Consider the following 14,617-nt stretch of genomic DNA (forward strand, 5'->3'; position numbering starts at 1 on the left):
TGTCTGTCTATGCACGCAGCCGGTCCCAAAAATCCCCTCCACGGAATCACCCTCGAAAAAATGGTGACCGATCTCCAGGCCCATTACGGCTGGGACATGCTGGGCCGGATGATCAAGATCAACAGCTTCAACTGGCAGCCGAGCATCAAGTCCAGCCTTGTTTTCTTGCGCAAGACCCCCTGGGCCCGCCAGAAAGTGGAGGAACTGTACGTGGACTCGATTCCTGACATGAAAGCCGCCGCCGAGGGGAAAGCGATGCCTCCCGCTCAATGGCGGGATGAGGAAGTCCCCGAGGAGGCTGCGCCTGCGGTTGAAGTGGCAGCTACAGTTGAGCCAACTGCGGAAGTGCTTGGCGAAATAGCCGAGGAAGTGGTGGCGGCCCCAGAAGCCGAAGAAGAACGCCCGCCGGTGTAGTGGTCCGAGCGGCTGAGCTTCCTCAACTCCCCACTCAGGAAAAGCAGCGACGAAATCCTAGATCTGCTTGCAGGCCTTGATCGTGTTCGCCATGAGCATGGCGATGGTCATCGGGCCGACGCCACCTGGGACGGGTGTGATGGCTTTGCACTTGGGGGCAACTTCATCAAAAGCCACGTCTCCGACAAGCTTGTAGCCCTTCTCTGTTCCAGGGGCTTCCACGCGGTTGATGCCGACATCAATGACGACGGCACCTTCACGCACGTGCTCGGCTTTGAGAAACTCAGGGCGGCCAATGGCGGCGATGATGATGTCTGCCCTTTGGGTGATGGAGGCGAGGTCCTTGGTGCGGGAATGGGCGACCGTAACAGTGGCGTCTCCGCCTGGGCCTTTGGCCATCAGCAGCAGGGCCATGGGCTTGCCCACGATCATGCTGCGGCCCAGGACAACGGCGTTGGCACCTTTGGTTTCGATGCCGGCATCCATGAGCAGGCGCTGGCAGCCCAGCGGGGTGCAGGGGACAAAGCCGGTGGGATCTTCCAGGGCCAGCTTGGCCACGTTCACAGGGTGAAATCCGTCCACATCCTTAGCGGGATCAATCGCGCGCACAATGGCGGCTTCATCAATGTGCGGTGGCGGCGGGCTTTGAACCAGGATGCCGTGGATGGCGGGATCGTTGTTCAGGGCGTGGACATGGGCCAGCACCTCCTCCTGAGTGGTGGTGGCTGGCAGTTCCAACTTCACCGAATGCAGGCCCAGATCGCGGCACTTTTTGTCCTTGGACCGAACGTAGGCGCGGGAGGCTGGATCGTCACCGATGAGCACCACAGCCAGACCGGGCTTTTTCCCCACGGCCGCGAGGGCGGCGATGTCACGGCGGCATTCTTCGAGGACTTTTTCGGCGACGGCGGCTCCAGAGATCAGTTGCATCTCTTTTGGTGAATCAGGCCAGGGGCGGAGTCAACGACGATCCCAATGAGGGGAGAATGGAATTCGGTGTTGCCTTGCTCCATATTTTTGTCCAAACCGAGCACTGGACTGCCTCTTATACCCACCATGACCACCCGCCGTTCCTTCCTTTCTGCCGTCACCGCTGCCCTGGGCGGCTCCCTTTTTGCTGCCAATGGCCAACCAAAAACGGTGGTCCTGATGTCCGCCTGGGACACGGTAAACATCGGCGACATCGGCCATACCCCGGGCACCCTGCACATTCTGGAGCAGCATCTGCCTGAGCTGAAGGTGGTGGTCTGGGCCATGAAATTAGACGAGCGCGTGCTGGCCATGCTGAAGCGCCGTTTTCCGAAAGCGGAATTCCTGCAGGGAAATCTCACGGGCAAAAAGCCAAATGACGAAGCACTGCGTGCGGCCATTGCGGGCTGCGACCTTTTCATCCGCAATTCCGGCATGGGCCAGGACACAAGCTGGATGAAGCACTGCCGGGACCTAGGCAAACCCTACGGCGTGTATGGGCAGTCCTATTTTGACACCATGGTGACTGGTGACAAAGGTGCAGAAAACATGGCCCTGCTGAATGCGGCCTCCTTCATTTACACGCGGGAAAGCCGCACGCTGAAGATGCTGCAAGGGGCCGGCGTGAAAACTCCCGTTCTAGAGTTCGCGCCGGATGGCTGCTTCGGCATTGACGTGCGGGATGATGAGCGCGGTCTCGCCACGATGAAAAAGCTGGGGCTGGAGGAAGGCAAGTTCATCACGGTGCTGCTGCGGACGAATACCCCCAAGGCTCCCGGTGTGGATGATACACGCCCGCAGAAGCTGAACCCGCTGCACCCCACGCCCAAGCAGGTGGAGGACGATCAACGCCGGGCAGCCGGATTCCGCGAACTGATCACGAAATGGGTGCAGGCCACCGGCTACAAAGTGCTCATCGCGCCAGAGACCTTCAAGGAGATGGAGCATAACAAACGATTGATCCATGATCCCCTGCCGCCTGAGATTCAGAAGCACGTGGTGAACCTGGAGTCCTTTTGGAATGCTGATGAGGCCGCCTCCATCTTTGCCCGTGCCCACACGGTGGTCTGCCATGAGCCGCATTCCCCCATCATCGCGCTGGCCAATGGCACGCCCATCATTCACTGGTTCTCAGAGTTCCACGGTCTCAAGTGCTGGATGTTCGAGGACATCGGCCTGAAGGACTGGCTGCTCGAAATTGATACCACCCCGGCGGAAACGGTTTTCCAGACCGTGATGGCCATCGAGAAGGATTACCCTGCCGCCCAGGCCAAGGTGAAGAAGGCCATGGACTTTGTGAAGGAGCGTCAAACCGCGACGATGAGAGTGGTGAAAAAGGTCATTCAGGCTTGATACCGCAGATGGAGGCAAGCTGCGGGTCTTACAAGGTAGGACCCGCAGCAAACCATGGAATTTAGCAGTAGGAAGAAACATGTCTTCCGGCAAGGGCGTAGCATTCACCTGCTTATCCCTCCAACCTCATTCCATTGAATTTATGCACCGGCTTTTCCTTGCTTTCTTCTTGCTGACTCAGGCTGTTATGGGAGGAGTTTATGAGCCTTCCTGGGCATCCATAGCTCCGAGCCGCGTGATTCGTTTGAGTGAAGTGGATGGTGCTGCCCTCGTCTCTGCTGTGGCTGCACTCAAGCCGGGAGATTGTCTCGAAGTTGGCGCGGGCACTTACACGGTGGATCGCATGTGGAACATCCAAGTCTCAGGCACCGCCGAAGCTCCCATCAGGATCGAGCCTGCGAAAGGGGCGCGTGTGGTGATCACTCGTTCGGACGACAAACAGAACATCGTCAACATCGGCCAGTCAGCACCGGTTTCGTATCTGGTTGTTCGTGGGATCGAATTTACCGGGGGTAGCCACGGCATGCGTTTGGGGCATTGCAGCGACGTGTGGGTGGACCAGTGCCATATCCATCACACGGGCGGCCCGTGCATTACCGCCAACAGTGCCGATACTCGCCGACTGTATCTCACCCGCAATCACCTCCACGATGGCGGTGGGCATGGCGAGGGCATGTATCTCGGCGGTAACGAGGCCTCTGTGATCATGAGCGAAAGTGTCATCGCTTTAAATCACGTTCATGATTGCGCTGGCAGCCAGGGAGATGGCATTGAAGTCAAGCAAGGCTCTTGGGGAAATCTCGTCGCCGAAAACCACATTCACGACACACAGTATCCGTGCATCACGGTGTACGGAACGGCGGGTAAACCAGTGAACATCATCGAGAGAAATCTCTGCTATCGCAGTACCGATAACGTCATGCAGGTGCAGGGCGAAGCCATTGTGCGAAACAACATTCTAATCGCCGGAAAAAACGCCGGTTTTTCCAGCATGGATCACCAGGGCAAGACGCTGAATCTGCAAGTCATCCACAACACTATCATCAATACCGGTCATGCTTTCAGTGGTCGTTCATGGAAAGGCCGGGAGGGCCTGGTGCTAGCCAACAACATCCTGTACTCGCGTGAAGGCAATGCCCTCCACTTTCCCAGTGGCAGCGAGGGTGCAACTCTGGTCGGAAATGTGGTGCTGGGGGCAGGGGACAAACACGGACAAGCCGTAGGTCGAAGCTTGGACCAAGATCTTCCAGAATTGAGCTGGGATGGCACTAAACATGACGCCACGCCTTCGGCTGAGGCTCCTTTTGAGCAGGCGGAGCGCACGCGTATGTTACCCGCAGATTTTCATGGTGCGGCGCGAAGCTCCGCGATCAGTGGTGCGGTGACACGCTGACCCCCTGCGGATTAAGGCGTGATGCGGTGTCTGGCATTGTTGAATGAGCCATCACATCACCTCCGAAAGCGGAGGGGCACTGCCCTGGCGTGCGCCGCCCACCGTGCGTGGGGCGATGCGGGCACGCCAGATGTAACGCTGAAAGAGCACCTTCACACTGGCCGTCATCGGCACCGCCAAGATGGCCCCCAAGAGACCGCCGAGGAGGAGAGTCCAGACGAGCACGCTGGCGATGACCGTCATGGGGTGCAGGCCCACAGCCTCACCCACGATGCGGGGCGTGATGAAGAGCCCATCTATCTGCTGAACGACGGCAAAGATAATGGTCACCGCCAGTGGCAGGGCCCACCAGGGGTCGCCGGGAATGAGAGCGCTGCCCCCCTGAACGGCCCCGATGACGACGGCAGGGATCCAGCACAGGGCAATGCCCAAATAAGGAATGATGCCCGCCACACACAGGGCCAAGCCGATGAGCAAACCAAAATCCAGGCCGATGATCATCAGGCCCGCGCCCGTAGCGATGCCATTGATGACACTGACAAAGAGCTGGCCGCGAAAGAAGGCGATGAGGTAACGGTTGATCTCATTGAGGCAGGAGACCACCTCGTCCTTGAAGGCACTGGCCCGCAGCGGCAGGTAATCCGACCACTGGGTCTTGATCTTCGCACTCTCGATCAGAAAGTAGTAGAGGTATAGCGGGACGATGATGAGTGAGAGGAGGAAGCCGAAGATGCCGAGGAACCCGCCGAAGGTGGAGCGGATGAACTTCCACGCATTGCTCAGCACGGTGGGTAACGTCGTCTTCACCCAGTCACCGGTGAGGAGCGCCTTGAGGTCGAAATCGAGTTCGCTGGTCGTCTCGTCGTCCGCTTTTTCAAGAGCGGGTTCATTGACAGGTGCAGGTTCTGGAACGGCCGTTGTTGAGGCTGGCGCAGGAATAGATGAAGGAGCCGGTGCTGCCTCTGGCGTGGGGGGGCTCGTTTGGGTTGCAGGGGCGGGGGAATTGGTTTTTGAGGCATCGACCAAATCAGCCAAGGGTGCCGGGAGGGGAATGCCGTATTCGCGCTCCATCCGGGTGGCAAAGTCGATCACGGCCACGCGGGCCTTGACGGTGTAGCCAGGAATCTTTTTAGCGAGGTTGGAGGTCTGTTCGCCCAGTTTCGGCAAAATCCACCAGCCAAGGCCAAAGAGTCCCAGGCTAAAGACCGCGAAGATGATGAGCACCGCACGCTGACGTTTCAGCCCTTTTCGTTCCAGCCAAGCGACCCCCGGCTCCAGCAAGTAAGCTAGCACCCCGGCCACGGCAAAGGGCATGAGGATGGGCTGGAGAAAGCCGATGACCTGAGTGCCGAGGTAGATGAATCCGATGGCCAATGCCCCAACCAAAGTGATCGAGAGAGCGGTGATCGCTGTCCAAAGGGCGCTACGCTGAAAGGCCGTGGGAAGATTCTTCATGGGACGCCGGAGATGGTGGCAGAGGATTGCAAAGATGGAAGAGGGATTCGCACAGGGACCTGAGGAAAATGCCCGAGAGGAATCTGGCGGGACCAGGGCTCTTTTCCCCACGATGGGGAAGTGGAATTTTGCAGCGATCTTGTAGCCGGGGCTTGGACGCCGTCCTGCTTTGTAAATATCCACAGGTGGTTGCCGAGCAGGCAGCCTCCGCTAGCGTGGCAGGATGCGCGTTCTCATTGCCAGCGATAAATACAAAGGCTCCCTCACTGCCACTCAGGTGGCCCAAACCATCGCGCAGGGGCTTGGCGAAACGCTGCCGGGCATCGTCTGCGATCTCTGCCCCATCGCCGATGGGGGCGAAGGCACCACGGAGGCGATGGTCACCGCTCTCGGCGGTGAATGGATGACCGTGGCCACCGCCGATGCGCAGGGGCGCGAACGTCAGGCCCGTTATGGCTGGTGCGCTGGCCAGGCGGTGATGGAAATGAGCGCGGCCAGTGGCCTGGCCCTGGTGAATGACCTGAAGCTGAATCCCCAGATCGCCAGCACCTACGGCACGGGGGTGATGCTGAAGCACGCGCTTGATCGTGGGGTGAAAAAGATCATCATCGGCATCGGCGGCAGTGCCACGAATGATGGTGGCCTCGGCATGGCGGCGGCGCTGGGCTATCGTTTCCTGGATACCGCCGGGCAGGATGTCCCCGCCGTGCTGGCAGAGGTGCTGCGCATACGCCACATCCAGTCACCATGCGCCACTTTTTGCCCCATCCTTGTCGCCTGCGATGTGGACAATCCCTTGTTAGGTGAAAAAGGAGCCACCCGTGTTTATGGGCCGCAAAAAGGCGTGACGGAGCCTTTGTGGTTCGAGGAAAGGCTGGAGCATTTAGCAGACCTCGTCGCGCGGGACCTGGGCACAGATCCGCGCGAGGTGCCGGGGGCTGGGGCAGCCGGTGGCCTGGGCTGGGGACTGATGGCCTTCATGGGCGCCCGGTTGACCAACGGCTTTGACCTCGTGGCTGAGCAGATCGGCCTGGAATCCCGCGTGGCACAGGCGGATCTCGTCATCACGGGGGAGGGGCGTCTGGATGCCCAGACCCTGCATGGCAAGGGGCCCGTGGGCATCGCCCAAATGGCCCGGAGACTGGGGAAAAAAGTAGCCGCTTTTGCCGGCGGGATCGAGGACTCCCCCGCCTTGCAGGCGCAGTTTGATTTCACTCGCGCGACCAAACCGGCCTCGATGCCTCTGGCTGAGGCGATTGCACGAGCCGAGGAATTGCTGGCCGTCGCCGTCCGCGAAAGCTCGGGGGAGATCGGCCGCCTGCTGGGACGGTGAGCGCAGTTTTCGGTTTTCAGGGGTCAGTTTTCAGTCACTATCATGCCTGACTTTGGGGCTGAATCCCGAACACTGAAAACTGAATACAGAATACCGACATCACGATGCCAAAACAAGCCGTCCTCCTCTTCGCTGGTCAAGGTGCCCAAAAAGTGGGCATGGGAAAAGATCTCGCCGAGGCCTACCCCGCCGTGAGCGACCTGCTGTCCCAGGCTGATGCCGCGATCGGCTACCCGCTCTCGCAGATCATGTTTGAAGGGCCGATGGAGGAACTGACGAAGACCAGCCGCTGCCAGCCCGCGCTTTACGCCCATGGCCTCGCCTTGCTGGAAGTGCTGAAGTCCAAAGTGCCCGATCTGGAGATCACCGCCACGGCGGGCCTCTCCCTTGGCGAATTCACCGCTCACGCTGCTGCAGGCACCTTTGATTTTGCTACGGGTCTGAACCTCGTTTTCCAGCGTGGCAGCTTCATGGAAGAGGCCTGCGATACCACCCGCGGTGCCATGTTGGCCATGCTGGGTGGCGAAGAAAGCACCATCCGCGAGCTGGCTGCCGAATGCGATGTGGACGTAGCCAACCTGAATGCCCCGGGCCAGATCGTGCTTAGCGGTAGCGTGGAAGGCATCGAAGCTGCCGCTGCCAAGGCAAAGGACAAGGGCATCAAACGCGCCATCCCGCTGCCTGTCGCCGGGGCCTACCACAGCCGCCTGATGAAAAGCGCCCAGGACAAGCTGGCTGTCGCCTTGGAAAAAGCCACCATCGTCAGCCCCGGCGTGCCTGTGGTTTGCAATTTCGAAGCCCGCCCCGTAAACCGTCAAGAAGAGATCCGCGCCACCCTCACCGCCCAGGTCACCGGCAGCGTCCGCTGGGTGGAGTCCATGCAGCACCTCATCTCCCAGGGCCATACCCTGTTCATCGAGCTCGGGCCGGATGCCACCCTGGCTGGCCTCATGGGCAAGATCGATAAAACGGTGAAAGTCATCTCCATCAAGGACACCGCGACGCTGGATGCAGCCGTGGCGGAGCTGAATGCTTGAGACAGATGCACGTGAGGCAGGAGGGAGCGACGAATAATAATCTGAACGACAAACCGTCGGTTTCGTCTATCCTTCCTGAACCCCCAACCCTGTTATGCTCGAAATTTTCGAAAGTCCCCTGAACACCTTTGGCATGGGCTTTGCCCTCGGCGCCATCTTCTTGGTCATGGCCTACTTCAGCCACTGGAAGACCAAAGGCGAGTTCAAACGCTACAAGTCCCACCTCAGCGACAAACTGGAGCTGGATGCCAAACAACTCCAGGATACCAATAAGGAACGTGCCCGTCTGGCCCAGGAAAATGAGCACCTGCGCATTCAGGTGAACCGCCTGAACGAGCGCCCGGACAACAAGCTGCAGCGCGAACTGGAAGTGCTGGCCCGTGCAGAAAAGCACATGCTCATCAATGCACCCGGCTTTGCCCCTGCGTGGGAAATGGCCAAATCTCAGGCACTCTCGCAGATGGAGACTGAGGAAAAAGGCATGTCCTTCCCCCAAAAGATCTTCCGCAAGCTCATCGGCCCAGGGGCCAATGGCAATGCGGCCCTGCCTGAAAATGGCAGCAGCCACAACAAATCCGGCAGCACTGAGACAGCCACGACGACCACTGCTGTCTAAGTTTGCAAGGCAGTTCTAAATTCAATCAGGCCCGGTGAACCCACCGGGCTTTTTTGCGCTCAAAAGTAGCCCGCACAGTCCCTGTGCGGATAGCAATCTCGAAGCTCCTGCGCCTCCACCTAACCAAAGGTACAATTTTTCCACCCATCACACCAACCAAGTCGCCAATCCCAGAAACACCCCCATGCTCACCACATCCGTGGCCGTGGTGAGGAAGATGCTGGAGGCTGTGGCGGGATCTGCCCCCAGCTTTCGCAGGGTGAGGGGAATGAGCGCCCCACACAGGCCGCTGACCACACAGCTGGCTACCATGGAAAGCAGGACGACGATGCCCAGCATCAACGCCTTGGGATTTTGCTGACTGCTCGCATAAAGAAACATGCCGATGCCTGCCGTCAGGCCCACGAGGGCACCATTCAGCAGGCCCAGCGTGCCTTCCTTCATCACCAGTCGTCTCTCATCGCCTGCCTTCAGATCTCCCAAGGTCATGCCTCGCAGGGCCACAGCCAGCGCCTGACAGCCGGTATTGCCAGACTGGCCGGCCAGCACCGGGAGAAAGGCGGCCAGCAGGACCAGGCGATCCAGCGTCGGCTCAAAGTAACCTACCACGCCCGCCGCGAGGAAGGCGGTGACGAGGTTCACCTGCAGCCATGGGTGGCGAAAGCGCAGGCTGCGCCAGAGGGGCGTGCTCAGGCGTTCCTCATCATTCACCCCCATCATCGTTCCCGCCTGAGCACTGATCTCGATGGCACGGGCTTCAAAGAGGTTTTGCCCTCGCACCAGGCCCAGCAGCCGCCCTTCAGCATCGCAGACGGGGTAAACGGGCAGGTGGCGGTTCACCGTCTGCTTCATCGCCTCAGTCAGCTCCATGTCAGGGCGCAGGGCAAAGATGCTGGTGTACATCACCTCCGAAAGCAGCGCTTCCGGTTTGCCTAACATCAAGTCGCGAAAGACCAGCACCCCCAGCAGCCGATTGGCATCATCGGTGACATAACCATAAGTGATGAATGCGCGCTTCGTTAGCTTGCGCAGCGCCTCAATGGTGCCTTTCACTGTCATTGAGGGACGAAAGACGGCCACAGGTGGCTCCATCAGCCAACCCACGGAGTCTTCTGGATACTCGCGGTTGCGCATCCACTGGCGTGCCTTTTCGATGGGTGCCGCCGCAATGATGGCGCAGCGATGCTCGTCCGTCATCTCATGCAGCACTTGCTGGGCTACCATCGGGTTCAGGGCCTCCAGCACCCGCACCCCGTCCAGTGCCGGTAGGGTTTCCAGAAGGTCGGCGGCATCGTGGGGCGCACGCTCGCGCACGTCTTCGAGGAGGTTGGCATCGGCTTCCAGGTTCATGCCTTTAGAATTAATGCCGACTTGCCCCTATGTCCATCCAGGGGAGTTCCGTGCGGTGGAAAAGACACTTAAATATCGGAGTTGGGATTGCCCGCGTTACAGATTGACCCGGCAGGATTTGTATTAGCATATTATACCCATGCGTGTGCTTTTTTCCCTCTGCCTGCTTTTGCTCACCGTCGCGGTCCTCCCGGCAGCCGATATCCCGCCGGATGACACCACCATCGTCATTGGCGAGCGCGTGGGTCCCATTGAAAAAGGCATGACCCTCTTTGGTCTGAAAACGCTTCTCGGCGGCGGCAAGGTGAAGGCCGCAGACATCGAAGTGGGTGAGGGCGAAACACTCCCAGGTGCCAAACTCTTCGAAGGCACAGACAAGGAACTGGAAATCCTCTTCAACCCCGAAGGCGACGAAAAAGAGGTGTGGGACATCCGCATCATCGGCAAGGCCTGGAAGTTTGAAAACGGCTTGAAACTGGGCATGTCCCTGGAGGCGGTGGAAAAGATCAACGGAGGTCCCTTCATCATCTTTGGCTTTGGCTGGGACTACGGCGGCTACGCTAACCTCAAAGGCGGCAAACTAGACGGCAAAGTCAGCCTGCGCTTTGAACCCGGCAAAAACACAGACGAATCGTTGTCAGGAGATCAGGAAATTCCTACCACGAACGCAAAGCTGCGTGTCTCCAAACCCAAGGTGGAGTCCATCACGGTCATCTTTCGTCAACCTGCGGCCTGAAGAACTCTATGCGCATCTGGGATCTCCATTGCCACCTCAGCGGCGTCGCTGGCCTCATCCCAGAGGATCGCCTGCAAAACCTGCTGCGTTATGCAGATCGTGTAGGCATCGAGCGTCTCTGCATTTACATGGGCCTCAAGTGGGCTCTGGACCCTTCGCCCGATGACTTGGTGAAGCAGAACGACGAGGTGCTGCGGGCTTTGGTGAAGTATCCCGACCGTGCCTTCGGTTTTGTTTACCTCAGTGCCAAGCACATCGAACGCAGCATGGCCGAATTGGAACGATGTGTGGCTCAGGGCCCCATGGTGGGCATCAAGCTGTGGGTAGCAGGCCGCTGTGATTCCCCGGAGATTGATCCGCTGATCCAGCGAGCGGCGGAATTGAAGGCGGTGATCTTTCAGCACACTTGGTTCAAGACGGGCGGCAACTTTCCCGGAGAATCCACCCCGGATGATTTGGTGGCCCTGGCTCGCCGTTTCCCCAAAGTCCCCATGATCTGCGGCCATACCGGCGGCACCTGGGAGCTGGGCATCCGTGCCATTCGCGAGCACAAGAACCTCTATGCCGACCTCGCCGGCAGCGACCCGACCGCAGGCATGACCGAGATGGCCGTGCGGGAACTGGGCGCACATCGGGTGATCTATGGCAGCGATGCCGGGGGGCGCAGCTTTGCCAGCCAGTTGGCCAAAGTTCACGGCGCACAGATTTCCGCTGAGGACAAACAGCTCATCTTTTGTGACAATCTGCGCCAGCTCATGCTGCCCATCCTCCAGCAGAAAGGAATCAAAGCCTAACCATGAGTGAGATAACGCCGATTTTGCCTCGCCGCCAGTTCATCGCCCAGGCTGCTGCTGCGATGGCGCTTCCTCTGGTGTTCAGGGAGGCTGCTGGCGAGCCCGCCGTGCCTGCTGCCGGGTGGATTGATTGCAATGCACACCTCGGCCCGCATCCGAATCGGGACCTGCCACCCCTCACGACAGAGTCTCTGACCTCACGTGGCCTTACCGAGGCCTGGGTGGCTCCGCTGGAGGCCTTGCTGCAGCGGGATCTCGCCAGTGTGAACGCCCGCCACGCTGCCCGCTGTGGTGGCCCTCTGCGGGCAGTGGGCGTGGTGCATCCTGGGCTGCCTGACTGGCAGGAGGACCTCCGCCGCTGCACGGAGGAGCATGGCATGAAAATCATCCGCCTTTACCCAGGATATCATGGTTATACCCTGGATGACCCATCCCTGATGAAGCTGCTGGAGCAGGCGGCTGCTAAAAATGTGCGCGTGCAGATTGTCGCCGAGATGGAAAATGTCCGAACCCAGCACCCGCTGCTGCAGGTAAAGCCTGTGGATTTTAAACCACTGGCCGCTGCGCTGAAACACCTGCCGGAACTGCGTGTGATGGTGCTGAATGCCAATGCCACCATGGCCCAGACGACTTTGCGTGGCCTCGACAATGTGTGGTTGGACATCGCCATGATCGAAGGTGTAGCCGGAGTAGAAAATCTGCTGAAACAGTGGCCGCAGGATCGTCTCGTCTTCGGCAGCCACGCGCCCTTTTTCTACCCCGAGTCTTCAATGCTGAAACTCCAGGAATCCGAACTTTCTGAAGCCGAAATCGCTGCCCTGAAGTCGGCCAATGCCCGCGCATGGCTGTCTTAGGCGCTTGAGCCTCTATAGTCGGCCCTCATTCCTCAATCCGCGCTAGATACGTCAAGGACCTGTCCTCCCCACGTCGGGCGATGATGATGATCTGAGCGCGTTTTTCACCCACGTAACCCGTGCTGGTGATGCGGCGTAGATCATCGTCGCTCGTCAGGATGCCCTGCATGGCCTGAGCGCGATCCCCGGTGAGGCCCAGCAGGCGGTAGGCTTCATTGTCGGAGATGCGCTGGTCATCCTCCGTTCCTGCGATGCCATCGGCCCCGTCTCGACGGTTGATGTAGTTGATCACGTCTGTCTCGGAGGCCCTGGCGACCGCGATGAGTGTTTCCTTAAAGGCCGTGCGCAGATCAATGGTGCCATCGCCATACACACTGAAAAACTCGCGCCAGTCCGGCTTCAGTCGGTCCACAATGCCCATGCCACGCACCAGCAGCATCTCGTCCACATTGATGAAACCCTTTTGGCGCGGCAGTTCAAAGAGCCGCTGGCTTTCATAAAAGGCAGTCTCCGCCCCATTGCTGCGCACATCATCATCCCGATCCACCCAGTCTGCCAATGACTCGCTGGCGATGCTGGCTTCGTCACTGTTGAGCCCCCACCTAACAAAGAGTTCATAGACTGCCTCGCGCAGCCGTTCATCCGTCACGTAGTTAATGGGGATACGCGCGCCTTCGTAGTTGATCACCACATCAAAGCCACTGTCGGTGCCGATCTTTTGCTTCAGCACCTTGTCCCCACGCCGTGCAGAAGGGTGCAGGCCCACGGCAAGCCCGCTCTCCGCCAAATGCAGAGCGCGAAATTCGGCCGAGGCTAGCACCGCCTCCTCCGCGCTGAAACGAATGTACTCCACCACACCCATGACCGTGACGGACATCAGCAGCAGCGCCCACACCATGAGCATGAGGGCTGAGCCGCGCTTGTGCGCCACAGATCTTTTTAAAAGGTTGGAAGCGGGGTGGTTCATTGGGGATTGCCTCCTCCTCTGGGATTTCCACCACCATCAGGATTTCCTCCATTGCCAGGGTTGCGGCCTCCGCCCGGATTTCCTCCATTGCCAGGATTGCCGCCGTTCCCGCCGTTTCCTGCTCCAGGACGTCCCCCACCCCCGCCGCCTTGATTGTTTTGCCCCGTGGTTGAGGTGTTGTTGGTCGCATTGCTGGTGCTCGTCGCTGTGCCATTGCCAGCCACGATGGTGATCGTCGGCACGCTGTACACCATGCGAATAGGGGTGGTGCGGTCACGCATCACCAGTTGTACTTCGATGAGGGCCGGCCAATCGCTGTCGTCCCACTCTTCCAGCCAGGTTTCGTCATCCTCTTTGTAAAATCGCCATTTCAACTGCACGACGTCAGGCAGCAGCGGCATCCAGTAGCGGCCCTGTTCATCTGGGGCGCTCAGGCCCGTGGTCTCCTGGCGTAGGGCCATGCTGCTGTCATCACTTTCGGGGATCAGGTCCTCACGGGACAGGCACAGGTACTGCACGAGTAGCCCATTGGCATCCGTGACACCAGTGGGGTCTGGCCGCAGGCCCAGAATGGTATCCTCATAGGAAATGGGGCTGAGGCCGAATCCAAAACAATGGGTGGAACCGCTGATCGTCAGCTCCTGCGCAGAAGAGGTGGGCGAGTTCGGATCCAGCGACGTCAGTGTCAGCGTCGCCGTGCTGGGCAGCGTGGTAAAGGCCTTCCGGCACAAGTCCAGGAAGCGGTTGATAGCATCATTTTCCCTCTGGACTTGCTCAATTCGGCTGGCCGCGCGCAAGCTGCCTTGGATGATCGAAAATAATGTGCCAGTGATCATCCCTAAAATGATGAGAGCAATGACAACCTCCATCAGAGTGAAGCCGGAGTGTGCATGTCTCCGCATCTTCCTCCTCGTGAGGCCTGGGCTTAGCCCTGATCCGGGTTTGGCAATGTTACTTCTCGGAAGGTTTGTAAACATAAACGTCCACGCTTTCCTCCCGTTGTTCACTGCCTGCTGTGTAGGTCGCAGTGACTTTTAGATTGTACAGGTCGCTTAGTGTCTCTCCACGGGTCGTGGTTAGTGCCACACGATCAATGCTGCTGGCGTAGGTGATGCCTGTGGCGATGTCTGCATAGCTGGCCGCCATCTCACTGAGGGGTTTGCGGCGCATCTCTTCAAGAAACGAACGCAAACCAATGCGCACACGCTGGTCTTTGTTCAGAATGTTGGCTACCTCGATGGAGGTGTTCAGCGCACGTGCCAGCCCCAGTACCCCGATGGAAAACATGGTTAGGGCGATAATGAGTTCCATCAAGATGTAACCTTGATGTGCAAAGAATGAATCCT

14 protein-coding genes and 1 pseudogene are annotated in these 14,617 nt (G+C 59.0%); 9 read left to right on the forward strand and 6 right to left on the reverse strand.

Features of this window, described 5'->3' with window-relative positions; translation table 11 throughout:
* Positions 1-9: 9 nt before the first annotated feature.
* A pseudogene (locus ABEB25_RS02850) lies at positions 10-252 on the forward strand (VF530 family protein); the annotation flags it as partial.
* Positions 253-471: 219 nt separating this feature from the next.
* Here the strand turns inward: ABEB25_RS02850 and folD are convergent.
* A complete protein-coding gene (gene folD / locus ABEB25_RS02855) occupies positions 472-1,344 on the reverse strand; it encodes a bifunctional methylenetetrahydrofolate dehydrogenase/methenyltetrahydrofolate cyclohydrolase FolD (RefSeq protein ID WP_345734871.1) in 873 nt (290 codons plus the stop codon).
* Between the two features lie 126 nt (positions 1,345-1,470).
* Here folD and ABEB25_RS02860 point away from each other — a divergent pair, with 126 nt between their 5' ends.
* Together ABEB25_RS02860 and ABEB25_RS02865 are read left to right on the forward strand one after the other, a co-directional pair.
* Positions 1,471-2,736 (forward strand): polysaccharide pyruvyl transferase family protein, encoded by a 1,266-nt coding sequence (locus ABEB25_RS02860; RefSeq protein WP_345734872.1) that lies wholly within the window; start codon positions 1,471-1,473, stop codon positions 2,734-2,736.
* A 235-nt stretch (positions 2,737-2,971) separates the two neighbouring features.
* Positions 2,972-4,129 carry a right-handed parallel beta-helix repeat-containing protein gene (locus tag ABEB25_RS02865; RefSeq protein ID WP_345734873.1) on the forward strand — a complete coding sequence of 386 codons (1,158 nt, stop codon included), beginning with the start codon at positions 2,972-2,974 and terminating at the stop codon, positions 4,127-4,129.
* Between the two features lie 51 nt (positions 4,130-4,180).
* Here ABEB25_RS02865 and ABEB25_RS02870 read toward each other — a convergent pair whose 3' ends face one another.
* Entirely contained in the window at positions 4,181-5,584 is a 1,404-nt protein-coding gene (locus tag ABEB25_RS02870) for an AI-2E family transporter (RefSeq protein ID WP_345734874.1), read from the reverse strand.
* 223 nt (positions 5,585-5,807) lie between these two features.
* Between ABEB25_RS02870 and ABEB25_RS02875 the strand changes: the two genes are divergently transcribed.
* The 3 genes from ABEB25_RS02875 (at position 5,808) to ABEB25_RS02885 (ending at position 8,570) form a co-directional block, all read left to right on the forward strand.
* On the forward strand, positions 5,808-6,917 hold the full coding sequence (locus ABEB25_RS02875) for a glycerate kinase (protein ID WP_345734875.1): 1,110 nt from the start codon (positions 5,808-5,810) through the stop codon (positions 6,915-6,917).
* A 104-nt stretch (positions 6,918-7,021) separates the two neighbouring features.
* A complete protein-coding gene (fabD, locus tag ABEB25_RS02880) occupies positions 7,022-7,954 on the forward strand; it encodes an ACP S-malonyltransferase (protein ID WP_345734876.1) in 933 nt (310 codons plus the stop codon).
* Between the two features lie 94 nt (positions 7,955-8,048).
* Positions 8,049-8,570 (forward strand): hypothetical protein, encoded by a 522-nt coding sequence (locus tag ABEB25_RS02885; RefSeq protein ID WP_345734877.1) that lies wholly within the window; start codon positions 8,049-8,051, stop codon positions 8,568-8,570.
* Between the two features lie 147 nt (positions 8,571-8,717).
* Here ABEB25_RS02885 and ABEB25_RS02890 read toward each other — a convergent pair whose 3' ends face one another.
* Positions 8,718-9,920 carry a magnesium transporter gene (locus ABEB25_RS02890; protein WP_345734878.1) on the reverse strand — a complete coding sequence of 401 codons (1,203 nt, stop codon included), beginning with the start codon at positions 9,918-9,920 and terminating at the stop codon, positions 8,718-8,720.
* A gap of 139 nt (positions 9,921-10,059) precedes the next feature.
* Here ABEB25_RS02890 and ABEB25_RS02895 point away from each other — a divergent pair, with 139 nt between their 5' ends.
* Genes ABEB25_RS02895 through ABEB25_RS02905 form a run of 3 tightly spaced genes read left to right on the forward strand, consistent with a single transcriptional unit; the run spans position 10,060 to position 12,304 of the window.
* On the forward strand, positions 10,060-10,656 hold the full coding sequence (locus tag ABEB25_RS02895) for a hypothetical protein (protein ID WP_345734879.1): 597 nt from the start codon (positions 10,060-10,062) through the stop codon (positions 10,654-10,656).
* An 8-nt stretch (positions 10,657-10,664) separates the two neighbouring features.
* On the forward strand, positions 10,665-11,450 hold the full coding sequence (locus ABEB25_RS02900; protein WP_345734880.1) for an amidohydrolase family protein: 786 nt from the start codon (positions 10,665-10,667) through the stop codon (positions 11,448-11,450).
* Positions 11,451-11,452: 2 nt separating this feature from the next.
* Positions 11,453-12,304: an amidohydrolase family protein gene (locus ABEB25_RS02905; RefSeq protein WP_345734881.1), complete on the forward strand. Its 852-nt coding sequence runs from the start codon at positions 11,453-11,455 to the stop codon at positions 12,302-12,304.
* A gap of 25 nt (positions 12,305-12,329) precedes the next feature.
* Here the strand turns inward: ABEB25_RS02905 and ABEB25_RS02910 are convergent, their stop codons facing one another.
* From ABEB25_RS02910 to ABEB25_RS02920, 3 genes are read right to left on the reverse strand one after another with little or no spacing between them, the layout of a single operon-like run.
* Positions 12,330-13,271 (reverse strand): hypothetical protein, encoded by a 942-nt coding sequence (locus ABEB25_RS02910; RefSeq protein ID WP_345734882.1) that lies wholly within the window; start codon positions 13,269-13,271, stop codon positions 12,330-12,332.
* Positions 13,268-14,248, reverse strand: coding sequence for a prepilin-type N-terminal cleavage/methylation domain-containing protein (locus ABEB25_RS02915; protein WP_425571957.1), 981 nt, complete (start codon positions 14,246-14,248; stop codon positions 13,268-13,270). The genes ABEB25_RS02910 and ABEB25_RS02915 overlap by 4 nt, the downstream gene beginning before the upstream one ends.
* A complete protein-coding gene (locus ABEB25_RS02920) occupies positions 14,223-14,582 on the reverse strand; it encodes a type IV pilus modification PilV family protein (RefSeq protein ID WP_345734884.1) in 360 nt (119 codons plus the stop codon). The genes ABEB25_RS02915 and ABEB25_RS02920 overlap by 26 nt, the downstream gene beginning before the upstream one ends.
* Between the last annotated feature and the right edge of the window lie 35 nt (positions 14,583-14,617).

This window comes from Prosthecobacter algae, assembly GCF_039542385.1.
In the GTDB taxonomy this organism is placed as follows: domain Bacteria; phylum Verrucomicrobiota; class Verrucomicrobiia; order Verrucomicrobiales; family Verrucomicrobiaceae; genus Prosthecobacter; species Prosthecobacter algae.

What these genes read in the sequence shown, in the direction of transcription:
- folD (WP_345734871.1), bottom strand. Translation starts at nt 1,344, where the DNA reads ATGCAACTGATCTCTGGAGCCGCCGTCGCCGAAAAAGTCCTCGAAGAA.
- ABEB25_RS02860 (WP_345734872.1), top strand. Translation starts at nt 1,471, where the DNA reads ATGACCACCCGCCGTTCCTTCCTTTCTGCCGTCACCGCTGCCCTGGGC.
- ABEB25_RS02870 (WP_345734874.1), bottom strand. Translation starts at nt 5,584, where the DNA reads ATGAAGAATCTTCCCACGGCCTTTCAGCGTAGCGCCCTTTGGACAGCG.
- ABEB25_RS02875 (WP_345734875.1), top strand. Translation starts at nt 5,808, where the DNA reads ATGCGCGTTCTCATTGCCAGCGATAAATACAAAGGCTCCCTCACTGCC.
- fabD (WP_345734876.1), top strand. Translation starts at nt 7,022, where the DNA reads ATGCCAAAACAAGCCGTCCTCCTCTTCGCTGGTCAAGGTGCCCAAAAA.
- ABEB25_RS02885 (WP_345734877.1), top strand. Translation starts at nt 8,049, where the DNA reads ATGCTCGAAATTTTCGAAAGTCCCCTGAACACCTTTGGCATGGGCTTT.
- ABEB25_RS02890 (WP_345734878.1), bottom strand. Translation starts at nt 9,920, where the DNA reads ATGAACCTGGAAGCCGATGCCAACCTCCTCGAAGACGTGCGCGAGCGT.
- ABEB25_RS02895 (WP_345734879.1), top strand. Translation starts at nt 10,060, where the DNA reads ATGCGTGTGCTTTTTTCCCTCTGCCTGCTTTTGCTCACCGTCGCGGTC.
- ABEB25_RS02900 (WP_345734880.1), top strand. Translation starts at nt 10,665, where the DNA reads ATGCGCATCTGGGATCTCCATTGCCACCTCAGCGGCGTCGCTGGCCTC.
- ABEB25_RS02905 (WP_345734881.1), top strand. Translation starts at nt 11,453, where the DNA reads ATGAGTGAGATAACGCCGATTTTGCCTCGCCGCCAGTTCATCGCCCAG.
- ABEB25_RS02910 (WP_345734882.1), bottom strand. Translation starts at nt 13,271, where the DNA reads ATGAACCACCCCGCTTCCAACCTTTTAAAAAGATCTGTGGCGCACAAG.
- ABEB25_RS02915 (WP_425571957.1), bottom strand. Translation starts at nt 14,248, where the DNA reads ATGTTTACAAACCTTCCGAGAAGTAACATTGCCAAACCCGGATCAGGG.
- ABEB25_RS02920 (WP_345734884.1), bottom strand. Translation starts at nt 14,582, where the DNA reads ATGGAACTCATTATCGCCCTAACCATGTTTTCCATCGGGGTACTGGGG.